The organism is Parasphingorhabdus sp. JC815, assembly GCF_040717415.1.
Taxonomy (GTDB): Bacteria; Pseudomonadota; Alphaproteobacteria; order Sphingomonadales; family Sphingomonadaceae; genus Parasphingorhabdus.
The window spans coordinates 84,244-99,975 of record NZ_JBFEFM010000005.1; the positions used below are offsets into that span (position 1 = coordinate 84,244).

Annotated in this window: 13 protein-coding genes; 9 read left to right on the forward strand and 4 right to left on the reverse strand. The window is 52.1% G+C overall.

Annotated features, from left to right (window positions below):
• Positions 1-60: 60 nt before the first annotated feature.
• Both AB1K62_RS11925 and AB1K62_RS11930 read right to left on the reverse strand, forming a co-directional pair.
• A complete protein-coding gene (locus tag AB1K62_RS11925; RefSeq protein ID WP_367003813.1) occupies positions 61-981 on the reverse strand; it encodes a DMT family transporter in 921 nt (306 codons plus the stop codon).
• A 221-nt stretch (positions 982-1,202) separates the two neighbouring features.
• Positions 1,203-3,776, reverse strand: a complete 2,574-nt coding sequence (locus tag AB1K62_RS11930; protein ID WP_367003815.1) for a TonB-dependent receptor — start codon at positions 3,774-3,776, stop codon at positions 1,203-1,205.
• Positions 3,777-4,112: 336 nt separating this feature from the next.
• Between AB1K62_RS11930 and gpmA the strand changes: the two genes are divergently transcribed.
• Complete coding sequence (gene gpmA, locus AB1K62_RS11935; protein ID WP_367003817.1) at positions 4,113-4,799, forward strand: 2,3-diphosphoglycerate-dependent phosphoglycerate mutase; 687 nt, start codon at positions 4,113-4,115, stop codon at positions 4,797-4,799.
• A 124-nt stretch (positions 4,800-4,923) separates the two neighbouring features.
• On the opposite strand, the gene AB1K62_RS11940 is transcribed toward gpmA, so the two are convergent.
• The gene (locus AB1K62_RS11940; RefSeq protein ID WP_367003819.1) at positions 4,924-5,418 is read right to left on the reverse strand and encodes a GGDEF domain-containing protein; all 495 of its coding nucleotides are present in this window, start codon (positions 5,416-5,418) and stop codon (positions 4,924-4,926) included.
• Positions 5,419-5,709: 291 nt separating this feature from the next.
• Here AB1K62_RS11940 and purE point away from each other — a divergent pair, with 291 nt between their 5' ends.
• The 8 genes from purE (at position 5,710) to AB1K62_RS11980 (ending at position 14,102) form a co-directional block, all read left to right on the forward strand.
• Complete coding sequence (gene purE / locus AB1K62_RS11945; RefSeq protein ID WP_367003820.1) at positions 5,710-6,222, forward strand: 5-(carboxyamino)imidazole ribonucleotide mutase; 513 nt, start codon at positions 5,710-5,712, stop codon at positions 6,220-6,222.
• Positions 6,223-6,229: 7 nt separating this feature from the next.
• Positions 6,230-7,300, forward strand: coding sequence for a 5-(carboxyamino)imidazole ribonucleotide synthase (locus tag AB1K62_RS11950; protein ID WP_367003821.1), 1,071 nt, complete (start codon positions 6,230-6,232; stop codon positions 7,298-7,300).
• A gap of 35 nt (positions 7,301-7,335) precedes the next feature.
• A complete protein-coding gene (locus tag AB1K62_RS11955) occupies positions 7,336-7,830 on the forward strand; it encodes a dihydrofolate reductase (protein ID WP_367003823.1) in 495 nt (164 codons plus the stop codon).
• Complete coding sequence (locus tag AB1K62_RS11960) at positions 7,827-9,047, forward strand: dipeptidase (protein WP_367003824.1); 1,221 nt, start codon at positions 7,827-7,829, stop codon at positions 9,045-9,047. Before AB1K62_RS11955 ends, AB1K62_RS11960 begins: the two co-directional genes overlap by 4 nt.
• Before the next feature lie 9 nt (positions 9,048-9,056).
• A complete protein-coding gene (locus AB1K62_RS11965; RefSeq protein ID WP_367003825.1) occupies positions 9,057-9,977 on the forward strand; it encodes a bifunctional riboflavin kinase/FAD synthetase in 921 nt (306 codons plus the stop codon).
• A 64-nt stretch (positions 9,978-10,041) separates the two neighbouring features.
• Positions 10,042-13,110: an isoleucine--tRNA ligase gene (locus AB1K62_RS11970; protein ID WP_367003827.1), complete on the forward strand. Its 3,069-nt coding sequence runs from the start codon at positions 10,042-10,044 to the stop codon at positions 13,108-13,110.
• Complete coding sequence (gene lspA / locus AB1K62_RS11975; RefSeq protein ID WP_367003828.1) at positions 13,107-13,628, forward strand: signal peptidase II; 522 nt, start codon at positions 13,107-13,109, stop codon at positions 13,626-13,628. The genes AB1K62_RS11970 and lspA overlap by 4 nt, the downstream gene beginning before the upstream one ends.
• Positions 13,629-13,694: 66 nt before the next feature.
• On the forward strand, positions 13,695-14,102 hold the full coding sequence (locus tag AB1K62_RS11980; protein WP_367003829.1) for a DUF3035 domain-containing protein: 408 nt from the start codon (positions 13,695-13,697) through the stop codon (positions 14,100-14,102).
• A gap of 33 nt (positions 14,103-14,135) precedes the next feature.
• On the opposite strand, the gene purH is transcribed toward AB1K62_RS11980, so the two are convergent.
• Positions 14,136-15,728: a bifunctional phosphoribosylaminoimidazolecarboxamide formyltransferase/IMP cyclohydrolase gene (gene purH, locus AB1K62_RS11985; protein WP_367003831.1), complete on the reverse strand. Its 1,593-nt coding sequence runs from the start codon at positions 15,726-15,728 to the stop codon at positions 14,136-14,138.
• Positions 15,729-15,732: the final 4 nt, after the last annotated feature.

Consider the following 15,732-nt stretch of genomic DNA (forward strand, 5'->3'; position numbering starts at 1 on the left):
GCTTTGTTACATGGGCGAATCTTCCCACTAGTTGGGACATACAGAATTAAACTACGGTGATTAAACTACGGTCGATTCTATATGGACCACTGGTCGGCGGCGGGTGGCCAATATACAGCCTGTTACGATCAACACCGCGCCCGAAACTGTCGGCAGAGTGACCGGTTCCCTGAAAAATACCCAGCCAAAAATCGCGGCCCAGACAAATGCGCTATATTCCAGATTGATCAGAACCTGCGCCTCCGCCCGCGCATAGCCCCAGGCAAAGAACATTCCGGAAATGATCGACAATAATGCTGCAGCAAGCAACAACGGTGCATATTGCATGTCGGGCGCTACTGCGAAAAACGGAGCAACAACCGCATAGCACACACCAACGACGAGATTTTGGAAAAAACTAATCTCAATCGGGCCGGCTAACAGCGCCTGACTGCGCTGAATCACCAGATTGCCGGCATAGAGCAACGCCGCTAGTAATACCGCCCCGAAACCGAGCAGTTCGTCATCGCTATATTCCCCGCTCATCTTGCCCCAGCCAATAATGACCACCCCGGCCAGTCCTAGAACAGACGCAATAATCGCATTGCGATGTATCGTTTCACCCAGAAAAACCGCTGCCATATATAGCGCGATAATCGGAGCAATAAATGTCAGCGCCACCGCTTCGGCAAGCGGCACTCGCACCAGCGCCCAGAAAAACAGGAACGCCATAAAAACGGTAATAATCCCCCGCTGTATATGAATTTTCAGCGTACTACCGGAGGGCATTCTCGGTCGGCGGGCAAAATAAAGCATCCCCACCAGAATGATGGACAGCAATCCTCGCCAGAACATCGCATTATAAGCACCCAGTGAAATACTGAGGCTTTTCATTGTCACATCCATCAAACTGAAAAACATCAGCCCGGTCAGCACAGAACCAATGGGAAAGATGGGCGCAGAGACCCCAAGAATTTTTGTGTCGGAACCCGGTAAAGCCATCGTAAAATCCGTTAACCCTAAGCTCTAAGAGCGCCAAAAATCGGTTAATTCACCGTGAGATACAGGCTATTAAGGCCACAACCAGTAACTTGATAGGCTGCCCAGATAAAGCTCTATTAAAAACTCACGGTATCGACAGCAGGATCTTTATTGCATTATATAAAAAAAGGGACCGGAAAAACCGGTCCCTCCCTGATGGTGACGAATAGCCCCCTAAACTCCTAGAACTTGCCGCGAAGCGTCAAGCCATACATGCGGGGCTCCTGAACGAATGCCGAACGCGAACCTGAACGCAGGACCGTGTTAAAGGTCACGCCGCGTGTAACTTCATTGGTCAGGTTGGTAACCCAGGCTTCAAGACCCCATGCCCCGTCAATATCACCGATACCGGCACGCATATTGATCTTGATATTGCCATCCTGAACATCAAACGGTGCCAGTGGCGCAGCATCTATTGCCGCCTGAAGGCTTCCCGCCGCCGCAACATCAGCAGCATCAGGAACAATGATCGCCTGTGTTGAAGTCCGGCGGTCACTTTCCATACGGACCTGGCCATTAATAAAGAAGTTCAGGCTATCACCAATATCCCGGTCATAGGTTGCGCCCATGATACCGACCCATTTCGGAGCATTGGTCAGCGAATTGCCGCAAAGACTTGCAACCTGGTCAACATTTGACTGCGAACCGGCACAATCCGACGGATAGCGCGCATCGGTATAAGTTAATCCACCGTTGATTGTGAAATTACGATCCGGACGGATGACTGTTTCAATCTCAACACCGGTTGTTTTCGCACTGGGGACGTTGAACGTCTCAAATTGTGCACCTGTAAATTCCAGCACCTGGAAATTGCTGAATTCCTCGTGGAAGCCGGCAACGTTAAGCGTTACCGCATTGTCGAGGAACTTTGCTTTCAGACCAACTTCATAAGCGTCTACTTCTTCCGAAGCAAAGCGCGGATCCGCGCCGCCTGCCGCTGCGGTGGAGTCAAGGTTGAAACCACCGGACTTATAGCCGTGTGTGAAACTACCATAGACAGTAACCGGTGCAGCAAACTCATAGCTCACTTTGCCGGTATAGATCAGTTCATTGTCCTTAAACTCGCTGTTGAACAGACGTGGTAACGGGAAAGGATTGGCATTCGACCCGATCGCCGGTGCGGTGAAAGGGAAACAACCTAGTCCGTAAACACCGTTAGTCAGAGGTCCCGGAACATTACCTGCGCCAATCTGTCCCAAAATTGCCGGACAGAGATTGTTGTTAATCGCTGGCTGGGCAAACGAGCCGTCTTTGGTTTCATCCGAATAACGCAAACCGAGCGTCAGTTTCAGGCCTTGAGTCACTTCCAATGTATTATGCGTAAAAATCGACCAGCTTTTGCTGTTCTGCTTATAGACATTGGTCGTCCGCACTGTGGCAGGATCAACCCCGGTCAGATTCTGTAATGGGGTTGCACCTAAAAAGAGCGGGCTATTCGGATTTAGACTCGCTCCTCCGGTTGCGGCAGCAAATAGTGCGCCTGCTAGCTGGTCAAATTCCGTGCCCAGACCAAAGTTGACGACCTGTGAAATATCCTCTTTGGAATAATAGCCACCGACCAACCAGTTGAGCGCACCGTTAAAGGCTTCACCTTGAACCCGAAGCTCGTGGGTCATTGTGTCGATGTCGGTTCCACCGCCCGGTAGAACGCTAAAAACATCCAGTCCGGAGAAGTCCGAATCATAAGAATCGGTGGATCGATATTCCCGATATGACCCGATATAAACCAAATCGGCACTATCGCTGAGCGGGACTTCGATTTCGCCGGTCAAACCCCATTGGTCGATATCAGGAGATGATCTTTGATCCGATGTAGCGATGCGATTATCGGTTGCGCGCTGTGCCGTTGCTGTATCGAACGGGTTCACCGCAACGACCGGCGCAGACATGCCGCCCCGTGGTCCCAAGCCCACTGCGGCGAATAATCCGGCTGTTTCAACCGGAGATTGGTAAAGTTCGACCGGAGCACAGCAGCTAGCCGTGCTCTTGGAATAATCCGCGATCAAACGGGCACGAATCCCGCCATCACTTTCATAGCCCAATTGTCCCCGGACAAGATATTGATCAATCTCGTTGGACTCGCCGACACGGTCACCATTCCGGTCAATAATATCAACATAGCCATCGCGTTTCCGGTAAGCGCCAGTGACACGCAGAGCCAGCGTATCTTCAACTAGCGGCGCGTTGATGGCACCCTGCACGCTCATATGGTCATAATTGCCATAGGTCGCATTCACAAAACCGCCAAATTCACTTAGGTCAGGGCGCTTGTTGGTGATATTCAATGCACCCGCCGACGTGTTACGTCCAAACAAAGTGCCCTGTGGCCCACGCAGGACTTCAACCCGCTCGACGTCCACAAATTCACCTAGCGCAACGCCGGGACGGGACTGATAAGCACCGTCGATAAAAATACCAACCGCTGATTCGAAGCCGATATTATTTGATGTTGTTCCGACACCACGAATCCGCAGAACAACCGTACCTGAGGCCGTTTGTGCATTAGAAGTAGAGAAGCTTGGTGAAACGCTACCGATATTCTGTACGTTGAGAACGCCTTGCTGTTCCAGTTGAACCGGGCTGACAGCCGTTACGGCAACCGGAATATCCTGTACGTCTTCTGCACGGCGAGTAGCGGTCACGATGATGATACTATCATCCATATCTGCGGCCCCGGCATCCTGTTGGGCATAGGCCGGAGCAGTCATGGCGCTGGTACATAATGCCGCCATAAGTACGCGATTCAAGCTTTTCATAAAAATTCTCTCCTGTTAAACATACCGCCACCTGCCATGTTCCTGAATATTTTCAAGGAAAGGTCATGGTCTTTGGGTCAGCTACAGAGTCACTGCTCCTTTAATCAGACGATTAAATCAAGTTACTATCGACATTATCGTGAATAATCAGAGAGAATACTCAAAAACGTGGCAAAAATAACACTGTGCATAGAGTCCAATGATGGACATGGGCATAGTAGTGCTCTTCTCGCTCCCCACATCACAGGCCAAAGGCAAGCGCGCGTCAAAAATCTTGCTTGGCTGGAAATGCCGCTGACGCTAAGGGTGCCGCAACAGTAAAAACAAGGACCGAACATGCCACAACTCATCCTTCTTCGCCACGGCCAGTCACAATGGAATCTGGAAAACCGCTTCACCGGCTGGTGGGACATTGATGTCACAGAGAAAGGGGTTGAGGAAGCCAAGGCAGCCGGACGCCTGATGAAGGAAAAAGGCATTGACGCGGACCTGTGTTTTACCAGCTTGCAAACCCGTGCGATCAAAACGCTGAATCTGGCGCTTGAGGAAATGGAACGGCTCTGGTTGCCGGTGGAGAAAAACTACCGGCTTAACGAACGTCATTATGGTGGGTTGACCGGCCTGAATAAACAGGAAACCCGTGACAAGCATGGCGATGAGCAGGTGCATATCTGGCGCCGCAGCTTTGCCACACCGCCACCACCCATGGCCGCTGACAGTCCCTATCAAATGTCATCCGATCCGCGTTATGCCGGAATTGAAGTCCCTACATCAGAAAGCCTGAAAGACACCATTGCCCGTGTGTTGCCTTATTGGAAAACGCGCATTGCACCGGAACTAAAATCCGGCAAACGCGTCCTTATTTCTGCCCATGGCAACAGCTTGCGCGCACTGGTCAAACATCTTTCGGGCATCTCCGATGATGAAATTACCGGACTGGAAATCCCGACCGGTCAACCGATTATCTATGATCTGGATGATGATCTGAACGAAATTGAGCGTTATTATTTGTCTGAGCGGTAGGGCGCTTTAGTCTGCAATAGGTATTTTACGGCTGGCGATACTAAGGCTGGTAATAATTAGCCCTTTATATATCTATCATTTATATATGGCCTTCATATATCTGAAAGTCTTCATCAAAGTTTATCTATAGATTCTTCGATCTATACATGGCTTCATCCGCGCGTGACATCAGGGCGGACACTGTATCTGCCGGTCCGACAAAGCTGTAACCTATGGCCGCTCCGCATTGCAGGATATGGCCATTATATACTGGATTTGCTGATTTAATTAGCGCGATCAGGGACAGGATCTTTTGTTCCACCCGGTCCGCATCCAGATTGTCAAGCAGCAAAGCAAATTCATCGCCGCCGATGCGCGCGACCATATCGCTGCACCGTATATTATGTTTCAATATATCTGCCAGACGGGCCAGCAAAACATCTCCTGCAGCATGACCATAAGTATCGTTAATTGCTTTTAGATTATCTACATCAAGAAAAAGCAGCGCGGTAATATCGCCATAGCGCTGACAGCGTTTGATCCGCTTTTCCAGACTCTCGATAAAATAACGCCGGTTCGGCAAGTCCGTCAGCACATCATGATTGGCGCGCATTTCCATTTCAGCCAGCTCTTCTTTCAATCTCTTGTTCTCTGACTGTAAAATGTGGCATTGTAAACAAATTTGCTCGGCTTGATTACTATGACTTGCTTCATTGATCAATATTCTGCCCCCGATGTAATGTTTTTATTCATCTCTATTTATAATTTATCGCCCTTTAGTTTGTTGAAAGTGGTATAGTCAACTAAACAGATAACGGCGGTTGCTCAAATCGTAGCAGCAGAAAAACACTATTCATTGTATTGGCGCATTGCGTGGACAGCATTTCCTGTCTAAACGGTCATGCTTCCGCGACACTATTCAGGTATAAATATGACCGAAGCCACTCCGCAAAGCGGGCTACAAACACCCCCTCGGGTCGGAATTATCATGGGCAGCCAGTCCGACTGGGCCACCATGAAGCTTGCTGCTGAAATATTGGAGCAGCTTGATATCGCGCATGAAATCAAAATCATCTCTGCGCACCGCACCCCGGACCGGCTGTATGATTATGCCACAACCGCAGCGGCGCGAGAATTAAAAGTAATTATCGCCGGTGCAGGCGGCGCGGCCCATTTGCCCGGCATGGCGGCTGCGATGACCCGTGTGCCAGTGCTGGGTGTGCCCATCCAGTCGCGGACACTGAATGGAGTTGATAGCCTGCTCTCCATCGCGCAGATGCCCGCAGGTGTTCCGGTGGGGACACTGGCCATTGGGGACGCTGGCGCGAAGAACGCTGCGCTGCTGGCTGCGGCCATTCTGGCCAATGAGGATGCCGCTCTCGCCACTCGCCTGGACGCATGGCGAACAGCGCAAAGCGCGGCTGTAGCCGACGAACCGGAATAACCCAGTAATGACTCCACTTCCTCCAGGATCGACTATCGGAATATTGGGCGGCGGCCAATTGGGCCGCATGCTAGCGGTTGCTGCATCGCGCCTTGGCTATCGCTGCCATATATATGCATCGGATGAAAACAGTGTCGCCGCCGAAGTCGCTGAACGATTCACATGTGCATCGGATGAAGATATCGAATCGCTGCGAACATTTGCCGATACATGCGATGTCATTACCTTTGAATTTGAAAATGTACCCGTCGACCCGCTAATCGCGATAAAGGATTATGCGCCGCTCCATCCGCCTGTTGGCGCACTGGACATTGCGCAAAACCGTGTCGCAGAGAAAGAGTTTGCACGTACCCATGGCGGTAAGACTGCTCCCTTTGCTAAAGTCACTGATCGCACATCGCTGGATAACGCTATTGACCAAGTGGGCACACCTGCAATCCTCAAAACCATCCGCATGGGCTATGACGGCAAAGGCCAAGCACGCATCAAGGCAGGCGATGACCCTGAAGTGCATTGGGACACAGTCGCTCATCAACCTTGCGTGGCAGAAGGTTTCGTCACATTCAGCCATGAATTCTCCGTGATACTGGTGCGCGGGCAGGACGGTACAATCCGCTATTGGGATACGCCGCATAATATTCACACAGATGGTATATTGGCGAAATCCTTGATCCCCGCTCCCGCCGAAATTATTGAACAGGAAACGGCAGCCCGTGCACTTGCCGCCAAAATGGCAAATGCAATGAATTATGTCGGCGTTCTGACTTCGGAATTTTTCGCTACCGCCAATGGACCCGTTTTTAACGAAATGGCTCCACGAGTTCATAATAGCGGTCACTGGACGATAGAAGGCTCCATCACCAGCCAGTTTGAAAATCATATCCGGGCGATATGCGGTTTGCCGCTGGGCGATACCGGACGCGCCGCTGAAAAAATTGAAATGACAAACCTGATCGGCGGTACCGCAAGTGAATGGCAGGCGGTGTTAAATGATCCGGGAAACCGTCTCCACCTCTATGGCAAAAAGGAAAGTCGGTCGGGCCGGAAAATGGGTCATGTAACGAAATTATTTTTCTGATTTGCACGTAATTCGATCTGGGCTAGGCCCATATTATGAATCATCCCGAAATCATTATGATCCTCGCGCGCGCCGATAATGGAGTTATTGGAGACGATGGAGGCATGCCTTGGCATTTGCCCGCGGACCTGCGCCATTTCAAATCCCTCACACAGGGGAAGCCCATGATCATGGGCCGCAAGACGTTTGACAGCTTGCCCGGTCTGCTACCGGGGCGGCGACACATTGTGTTAACCCGCGACACAGAGTGGGAGGCTGAAGGCGTTGAGGTGGCGAGCAGCGTTTCTGAAGCCCTGAAAATAGCCAATGCGCCGCAAATTGCCGTCATTGGCGGAGCAGAGATTTACCGGCTGTTCCTGCCAAAAGCAGACCGGATTGCACTCACAGAAATACACATTAATGTCGAGGGTGATACGGCTATTGATGGTTTCGATCCCGAAATCTGGCAAGAACATGAACGGGAATCCTATGCTCCTAAAAACGGGAAGCCGGGATATTCCTTTGTAACGTTAAAAAGAAAAGGCGGATGAAAAAGCTATTGATGCCTTTGCTGGTCGTTCTGATCATCCTGGCCATCGGTTTTTTCACCTTCGCGCCCTCGATATTTGACAAGCAGACAAACAAGATCGACGGCAATGCTTTACCGGAAATCACAGCCGAAGCACAGAAACTGCATGACAGCCTGATGATTGTCGATCTGCACAGCGACACATTGTTATGGAAGCGGAAAATTACCGACAGTGTTGATTATGGCCATGTTGACCTTGCGCGTATGCAAGCGGGTAATGTCGGTTTGCAGATATTCTCCAGCGTTACCAAAACACCCCGCGGCCAGAATTATGACAGCAACAGCGCCAAAACCGATAATATCACTTTGCTCGCCATAGCACAGTTGCAACCGCTACGCACATGGGCTTCTCTTTTGGAACGGCAGTTGTGGCACGCCACAAAATTGGACCGCGCAGTCACGGCTTCCAAAGGCGCTATGACCGCGATTAACACTGTAAGTGATATTGATAAGCTGACCCGGCATCAACCGCGTTCCAAATCGAAAAAGCCCATTGGGGTGTTATTCTCTGCTGAAGGACTGCAATCACTGGAAGGCAAGCGCGAGAATCTTGATGCGCTCTATGAGGCCGGTATGCGTATGGCAGGTCTAGTCCATTTCTTCGATAATGAACTGGCCGGTTCCATGCATGGAATGGAAAAAGGCGGGCTAACCGATTTTGGCAAACAAATTATCCGCGATATGGAAGACAAGGGCATGATTGTTGATATTGCCCACAGCAGTCATCAAACAGTTGCAGATATTCTGAAAATAGCGCGCCGTCCTGTAGTATCAAGCCATGGCGGAGTGCAAGCGGTCTGCGGGGTGAACCGCAATCTCACCGACGCGGAGATCAAGGGTGTCGCAGCGACCGGCGGTATCATTGGTCTGGGCTATTGGGATGGCGCGATGTGCGATACCGACCCCAAAACCGTTGCAAAAGCGGTCAAACATGTCCGCGATCTGGTGGGTATCGAACATGCTGCATTGGGCAGTGATTTTGACGGTGCGGTAACAACACGCTTTGACACCAGTGGCATTGCCCATATTACCCAGGCTTTGATAGAAGCTGGCTTTACCGAGGCGGAAATTCGCGCTGTAATGAGCGGCAATGCCATGCGGGTTTTGCGGCAAGGTCTGATCCCGTTCAAACAATTACCCAAACGAGTTGTTGAACAAACTGCCGAAACTCGCCAATAGCGCAAAACCATGCGTTTGAACGGACAAAACAGAATCTCGGACGAGTTGCGCGGCGCGATCATTGCGCTTGGCAATTTCGACGGCTTTCACAAGGGGCATCAGGCCGTAGCACAAGCGGCAATCGACTGGGCGAAACCGGAAAACCGGCCCGTCATTATCGCGACCTTTGATCCGCACCCGGTGCGCCATTTCAAACCGGATACGCCGCCTTTTCGCTTGACCACATTGGACCAGCGGGAGCGGCTGTTCATGGCCGCCGGAGCGGACGCGATGCTGGTATTCGAATTTGGCGAGGAGCTGGCCACAACAACGGCTGAAGATTTTGTTAAAAAGCTGCTCGTCGAGCGCTTTGGCGCAGCAGCTATTGTCACCGGCGAAGATTTCACCTTTGGCAAGGGCCGCGCAGGCAATGTAAATGTGATGAAAGAGCTTGGCGCCCCATTGGGCCTATCAACAAAGGCGGTCAAACCGGTTAACGATGGAGAGGAAGTTATTTCCTCAAGTCGCATCCGCGAAGCGCTGAAATCCGGCGACCCCGAAACCGCGACCAGATTGCTGACCCGGCCATTTGCCATAGAAGGTCCGATTATTCACGGTGATAAAAATGGCCGCAAGCTGGGCTTTCCTACCGCTAATATTGACATGGGCCAGTATCTGAGGCCGCAATATGGTATTTACGCTGTCAAGGGCCGTTTGCCCGATGGACGGGTTGTGAACGGAGCGGCCAATCTTGGTATCCGGCCAAGTTTTGATCCGCCTAAAGAATTGCTCGAACCGCATTTTTTTGACCTTAATGAAGATTTATACGGAAAGACTGTCGAGGTTGAGCTTCACCATTTTCTGCGCGCAGAGAAAAAGTTTGACGATCTCGACGCGCTGATAGAACAAATGGATAAGGATTGTGAGCGCGCTCGTTCGCTGCTGTCCTGAAATAGAAAATACGATGAAAAGCGTGCTTGCGTCGCCGCGCTCCCTCGCCTAATCCCCGCCAGTCATGACCGATAAAACATCTGCCACAGAGCAAGACTATAAAGACACGGTTTTCCTGCCGAAAACCGATTTCCCGATGAAGGCCGGCCTTGCGAACAAGGAACCGGCTATTTTGGAGCGTTGGCAGAAAATCGGCCTGTATGAAAAGCTGAGAAAAAGCCGGGAAGGCCGCGAAAAATTTATTTTTCACGACGGCCCTCCTTATGCCAATGGCAATATCCATATCGGGCACAGCCTGAACAAGACGCTCAAAGATCTTGTTGTCAGGTCACAGAATCTGCTCGGCAAGGATGCACCATTTGTGCCGGGCTGGGACTGTCATGGCCTGCCGATCGAATGGAAGATCGAAGAACAATATCGCAAGAAAAAGCGCAATAAGGACGAGGTTCCGCCCAGCGAATTTCGCGCCGAATGCCGTGAATATGCGGATAAATGGGTTGGTGTCCAGCGTGAGGAATTCAAACGGCTGGGCATATTGGCGCAGTGGGACAAGCCCTATCTGACCATGGATTATGACGCCGAAGCGGCGATTGTCACCGAATTGCTAAAATTTGCGGAAGCGGGTCATCTGTATCGCGGCGCGAAACCAGTGATGTGGTCGCCGGTCGAAAAAACCGCGCTGGCAGAGGCCGAAGTTGAATATGAGGATATTACATCCACGCAAATTGATGTGGCGTTCGAGATTGTCGAAGCGCCGAATGCACCGGAGCTGGTCGGCGCGCATGCGGTAGTCTGGACCACGACGCCTTGGACCATTCCGGTTAATCAGGCGCTCGCTTATGGGGCTGATATTGATTATGTTTTGGTTACGATTGGACTTGGTGCCAGCGGTGAGGGCGATGCCAATATTTCTCGTGCCCAAGATGAGCATCCACTAAAATCTTGGATGAACAAAAAAATTCTTATTGCTGCTGATTTGGAAGCAGAGTTTTGTGATCGTATTGATAGAACATTGTCCGCCATGCCAGATGGCGCGCGACCACGAATTGCCTTGCTAGACCGCAAATTGATTAAAGGTTCCCAACTCAAAGATGCAACTGCCAAACATCCGATGGCACACCTTTCTTCCTCCCTCCCCTTCAGGGGAGGGACCGAGGGTGGGGCCGTGCCTCAAAATCCATCTTCCGGCGATAGCCCCCACCCCAACCCCTCCCCTGAAGAGGAGGGGCTTAAGAATGCCGAATTTTATGCGCGTCCCCGCCCGTTCCTTGACGGATCACATTTTGTTACCACCGATGCGGGTACGGGCCTTGTCCACATGGCCCCCGACCACGGCGAGGACGATTTTGACCTATGCAAGAAAAACGGTATAAACCCTGTTTTTGCCGTCGATGCTGACGGTGTTTACCGTGACGATTGGGCATGGTTGCCACGCGGAGATGAACGGTCCGGCGGCGTAATTAACAAGAAATTTGTCAGCAGCACCGGCCCGATATGCCAAGATTTGCGCGAAGCGGGCGCTTTGCTGTCGGCCAGTGATGATTTCGTACATAGCTATCCGCATAGCTGGCGCTCGAAGGCCAAAATCATCTATCGTTGCACGCCGCAATGGTTTGTGCCGATGGACGTTCCTATCGACCATGATGTTCCGCGTTGTGCCGATGAAGCAGAAATCCGCGCGGCTCAAGGTGAGGGCGAAACCCTGCGCGAAACCGCGCTGCATGAGATCCGCGAGAAAATCCGCTTCGTGCCGGAACGCGGAAAACGCCGCCTTGAATCCATGGTGGAGGGCCGCCCCGACTGGGTCTTGTCCCGCCAACGCGCTTGGGGTGTGCCCATAGCGCTCTATGTGGACCGCAAGACTGGCGAATATCTGAATGATCCGGAAGTTAACCAGCGTATTATCGCGGCTTTCAAATCCGGCGGTGCCGATGCGTGGTTCAATGCCAACCATCAGGATTTCCTTGGCGATAAATATGTTCTTGATGATTATGAAGTCATCACCGACATCCTCGACGTGTGGTTTGACAGCGGCTGTACTCACGCATTCGTGCTGGAAAGCGGCAAATGGCCGGACCATCATTCGCCAGCTGATCTCTATCTGGAAGGCAGTGACCAGCATCGTGGCTGGTTCCAGTCAAGCCTGCTCGAATCGTGCGGCACGCGTGGTCGCGCACCCTATAAGGCCGTTCTGACCCACGGCATGACGCTCGACAAGGCGGGCAAGAAAATGTCGAAATCGCTCGGCAATACGCTTGATCCGCAAAAGATTATCAACGTCAATGGCGCGGATATTTTGCGTCTGTGGGCCGCGAGCGTCGATTTCACCGAGGATCACCGGATTGGTGACGAGATCCTGAAAGGTGTAACCGACAGCTACCGCAAATTGCGTAACACGTTCCGCTATATGCTGGGCGGCCTGAATGATTTTCAGGAGAGCGAGCGGGTTGCCGTGAGCGATATGCCGGAGCTGGAGCGTTATATTCTCCACCGTCTGGCCGAAGTCGATGCGAAGCTTAAACAGCATGTGAATGATTTTGCTTTCGGGCCGTATATCCGCGAACTGACCGCTTTTGCACAGGAAGACTTAAGCGCCTTTTTCTTCGATATCCGCAAAGACTGCCTCTATTGCGATGCCGCCGATGATCCCAAGCGCATGGCGTACCGCACGGTTATGGACATTTTATTCCACGCGCTGACCCGTTATATTGCACCAGTGCTGGTCTTTACCGCCGAAGAAATCTGGCAGAGCCGTTTTCCGGGTGAGGATGATTCGATTCATTTGAAAGAGTGGCCGGACGTTGACAGTGCTTGGACAGATGCTGCCTTGGCCGGTAAATGGGAAAGTATCCGGACTGCCCGAAACACCATCACCGAAGCGATTGAACCACTGCGCCGCGAAAAGACGATCCGTTCCAGTCTGGAAGCAGAAGTTACCTATCCGATGAGTGATCTGCCCATGGACGCTAGCGAACTTGCGGAACTATCCATTGTCGCAGAAGTCAGGGACGGCAGCGCGATTACGGTCACCAAAACCGCACATAATAAATGTGGCCGGTGCTGGCGCTTGTTGCCGGATGTGACGGAAGATGGCGCGCTATGTGATCGCTGTGACAAGGTTTTAAACACATGAGTCCTGTCAGGAACTACCGGATTATCGGTCTTGTCACTGCTTTCCTGATTTTTGCTTTGGACCAGTTTACCAAATATATGGTGATGCATCCGCTGGATCTGCGTTCCAAGGGACAGATAGAATTACTACCGTTTTTCAACCTGACATGGGCAGAAAATTACGGGGTCTCCATGGGGTTCCTCACCGCCTCCACCGATTTCCAGCGATGGGCACTGGTCGTTTTGACCGGATTGATCGGCATTGCCGTGCTGGTCTGGATGTGGCGGGAAAAAGCGAAGTGGGATATTTGGGCGCTGTCCCTTGTTCTTGGCGGGGCGATGGGCAATATTCTTGACCGGGCGCGGCTTGGCTATGTTGCGGATTTTGCGGATTTACATTTTGGTGACTTTCGCCCGTTCCTTATTTTCAACGTCGCCGATGCCTGCATTTCCATCGGAGTGGTAATCCTGCTTGCACGCGCGCTATTATTGCGCGACAAGCCGGACGAAGTTAAGAATATTCAGCTTGGTGACAGTTGACCCATGGCAAACTGCTTGTCAAAGTTCTGGCCAAAGACTCATAAAGAGATTTTAAGGGAAGTGATTATGCGTAAATCTATTATAGGTATCAGCCTGGTTTCGCTGGTCGGACTGTCTGCATGCGGGTCCAGCGGCCTGTTTGATCGCAACCGTCCCGACGAATTTGCCGTGACGCGTCAGCCGCCACTGGTTATCCCTCCCGACTTTGGCTTAACACCTCCACAACCTGGTCAACCACGTCCACAAACCGGCGGCGCACAGCAACAGACACTTGAAGCCATGTTTGGCGGTCCACAGAAGCGTAGCGTGACCGAGAGTGCCCTTGTCAGTCAGGCCGGTGAAGCCGATGCCGGAATCCGGTCCTCCGTCGGTGATGCAGAAACATTCACTGTTGATAAAGGCAGTGTAACCCGCGACATTATCGCCGCCCCTCAGGGCGACGGTCAAAACGCACAAGCCGCAACGCCGGAGTAATCTGCCACAATTTTGGCAGTTTATTTACCGCCCCTAATGCCGGAAATGGCGCATACCGGTGAACAGCATCGCCAGTCCGGCCTCGTCAGCCACGGCAATGACCTCGTCATCACGAATCGAGCCGCCGGGTTGGATTACTGCGGTTGCCCCCGCATCGACTGCGGCTATCAGGCCATCAGCAAAGGGGAAAAACGCATCCGAGGCGACCGCTGACCCAATTGTCCGCGCTTCGCTCCAACCCGCTTTCTCCGCTGCATCCTTAGCTTTCCACGCAGCAATCCGTGCGGATTCAAGCCTGTTCATCTGCCCTGCGCCAACACCGGCAGTAGAGCCATCCTTGGCATAAACAATGGCATTGGACTTTACATGTTTGGCAACGGTCCACGCGAACAGACAATCCGCCATTTCCTGTTCACTAGGCTCCCGTTTGGTAACGCATTTCAGGTCATCCTGCGTAATCTGGCCATTGTCCCGCGATTGCAGCAGATACCCCCCTGCGATTGATTTCACTCCCATGCCAACGCGCGCCGGATCGGGTAACTCGCCGGTCAACAAGAGACGCAGGTTTTTCTTTTTCGCAAAAATCGCCCGCGCATCAGCATCGGCATCGGGCGCGCAAACAACTTCGGTAAATATCCCCGTCATTGCTTCGGCTGCTGCGCCATCCAACGGGCGGTTGACGGCGATAATTCCGCCAAAGGCCGAAACGCTGTCACAGGCCAAAGCTGCCTGATATGCTTCCAATATACTGTCCCCGCTGGCTACGCCGCATGGATTGGCATGTTTGACAATCACCACTGTAGGCGGACCATCACGAAATTCGCTGACCAGTTCCAGCGCGGCATCGGCGTCATTATAATTATTATAACTAAGCGCCTTGCCCTGCAATTGTTCGGCCTGTGCTATGCCCTTGGCCGATGAACCATCGGGAATATAGAGCGCCGCGCTTTGATGCGGGTTTTCACCGTAGCGCAACTCTGTTGGCTGGCTCATTGTAAGCGGCAAGGTGGGCGGGAACATTTGTCCCTGATCGGAAAAACCGAACCACTGGGCAATCATGCCATCATAAGCCGCAGTGGCAGCAAAAGCTTTGGCTGCCATTTTTTTGCGGAAATCTATGCTGGTTGCGCCACCACTTTCTTTCAGTTCGGCAAGCAGGGTGTCATAGTCGGAAGGGTCGGTAACAATAGTGACAAAATCATGGTTTTTCGCCGCACTACGCACCATGCTGGGGCCGCCGATATCGATATTCTCGATAATCTCGTCACGCTGCGCCCCTTTGGCGACCGTCTGGGCAAACGGGTAGAGATTGACGATCACCAGATCAATACCTGCAATGTCGTGCTCCTCCATCGACGCGACATGCCCCGCATCATCGCGTCGGGCCAGCAAACCGCCATGCACTTTGGGATGAAGTGTTTTCACGCGACCATCCATCATTTCGGGAAAATCGGTAACATCGGATATATCGGCCACGTCCAGCCCTGCATCACGCAGCGCCTTGGCCGTGCCGCCGGTCGAGATCAAAGCCACACCCATTGCAGCCAGCTTCTTGCCCAGTTCCGCCAGTCCGCTTTTGTCCGATACCGAGAGCAGCGCCCGTTTAATCGCAATATTTTCCGTCATTATA

Excerpts from the sequence above, each read along its gene's own strand:
- gpmA (WP_367003817.1), top strand. The coding sequence starts at position 4,113 with ATGCCACAACTCATCCTTCTTCGCCACGGCCAGTCACAATGGAATCTG.
- lspA (WP_367003828.1), top strand. The coding sequence starts at position 13,107 with ATGAGTCCTGTCAGGAACTACCGGATTATCGGTCTTGTCACTGCTTTC.
- AB1K62_RS11930 (WP_367003815.1), bottom strand. The coding sequence starts at position 3,776 with ATGAAAAGCTTGAATCGCGTACTTATGGCGGCATTATGTACCAGCGCC.
- AB1K62_RS11965 (WP_367003825.1), top strand. The coding sequence starts at position 9,057 with ATGCGTTTGAACGGACAAAACAGAATCTCGGACGAGTTGCGCGGCGCG.
- AB1K62_RS11955 (WP_367003823.1), top strand. The coding sequence starts at position 7,336 with ATGAATCATCCCGAAATCATTATGATCCTCGCGCGCGCCGATAATGGA.
- purH (WP_367003831.1), bottom strand. The coding sequence starts at position 15,728 with ATGACGGAAAATATTGCGATTAAACGGGCGCTGCTCTCGGTATCGGAC.
- AB1K62_RS11925 (WP_367003813.1), bottom strand. The coding sequence starts at position 981 with ATGGCTTTACCGGGTTCCGACACAAAAATTCTTGGGGTCTCTGCGCCC.
- AB1K62_RS11950 (WP_367003821.1), top strand. The coding sequence starts at position 6,230 with ATGACTCCACTTCCTCCAGGATCGACTATCGGAATATTGGGCGGCGGC.
- AB1K62_RS11970 (WP_367003827.1), top strand. The coding sequence starts at position 10,042 with ATGACCGATAAAACATCTGCCACAGAGCAAGACTATAAAGACACGGTT.
- AB1K62_RS11980 (WP_367003829.1), top strand. The coding sequence starts at position 13,695 with ATGCGTAAATCTATTATAGGTATCAGCCTGGTTTCGCTGGTCGGACTG.
- purE (WP_367003820.1), top strand. The coding sequence starts at position 5,710 with ATGACCGAAGCCACTCCGCAAAGCGGGCTACAAACACCCCCTCGGGTC.
- AB1K62_RS11960 (WP_367003824.1), top strand. The coding sequence starts at position 7,827 with ATGAAAAAGCTATTGATGCCTTTGCTGGTCGTTCTGATCATCCTGGCC.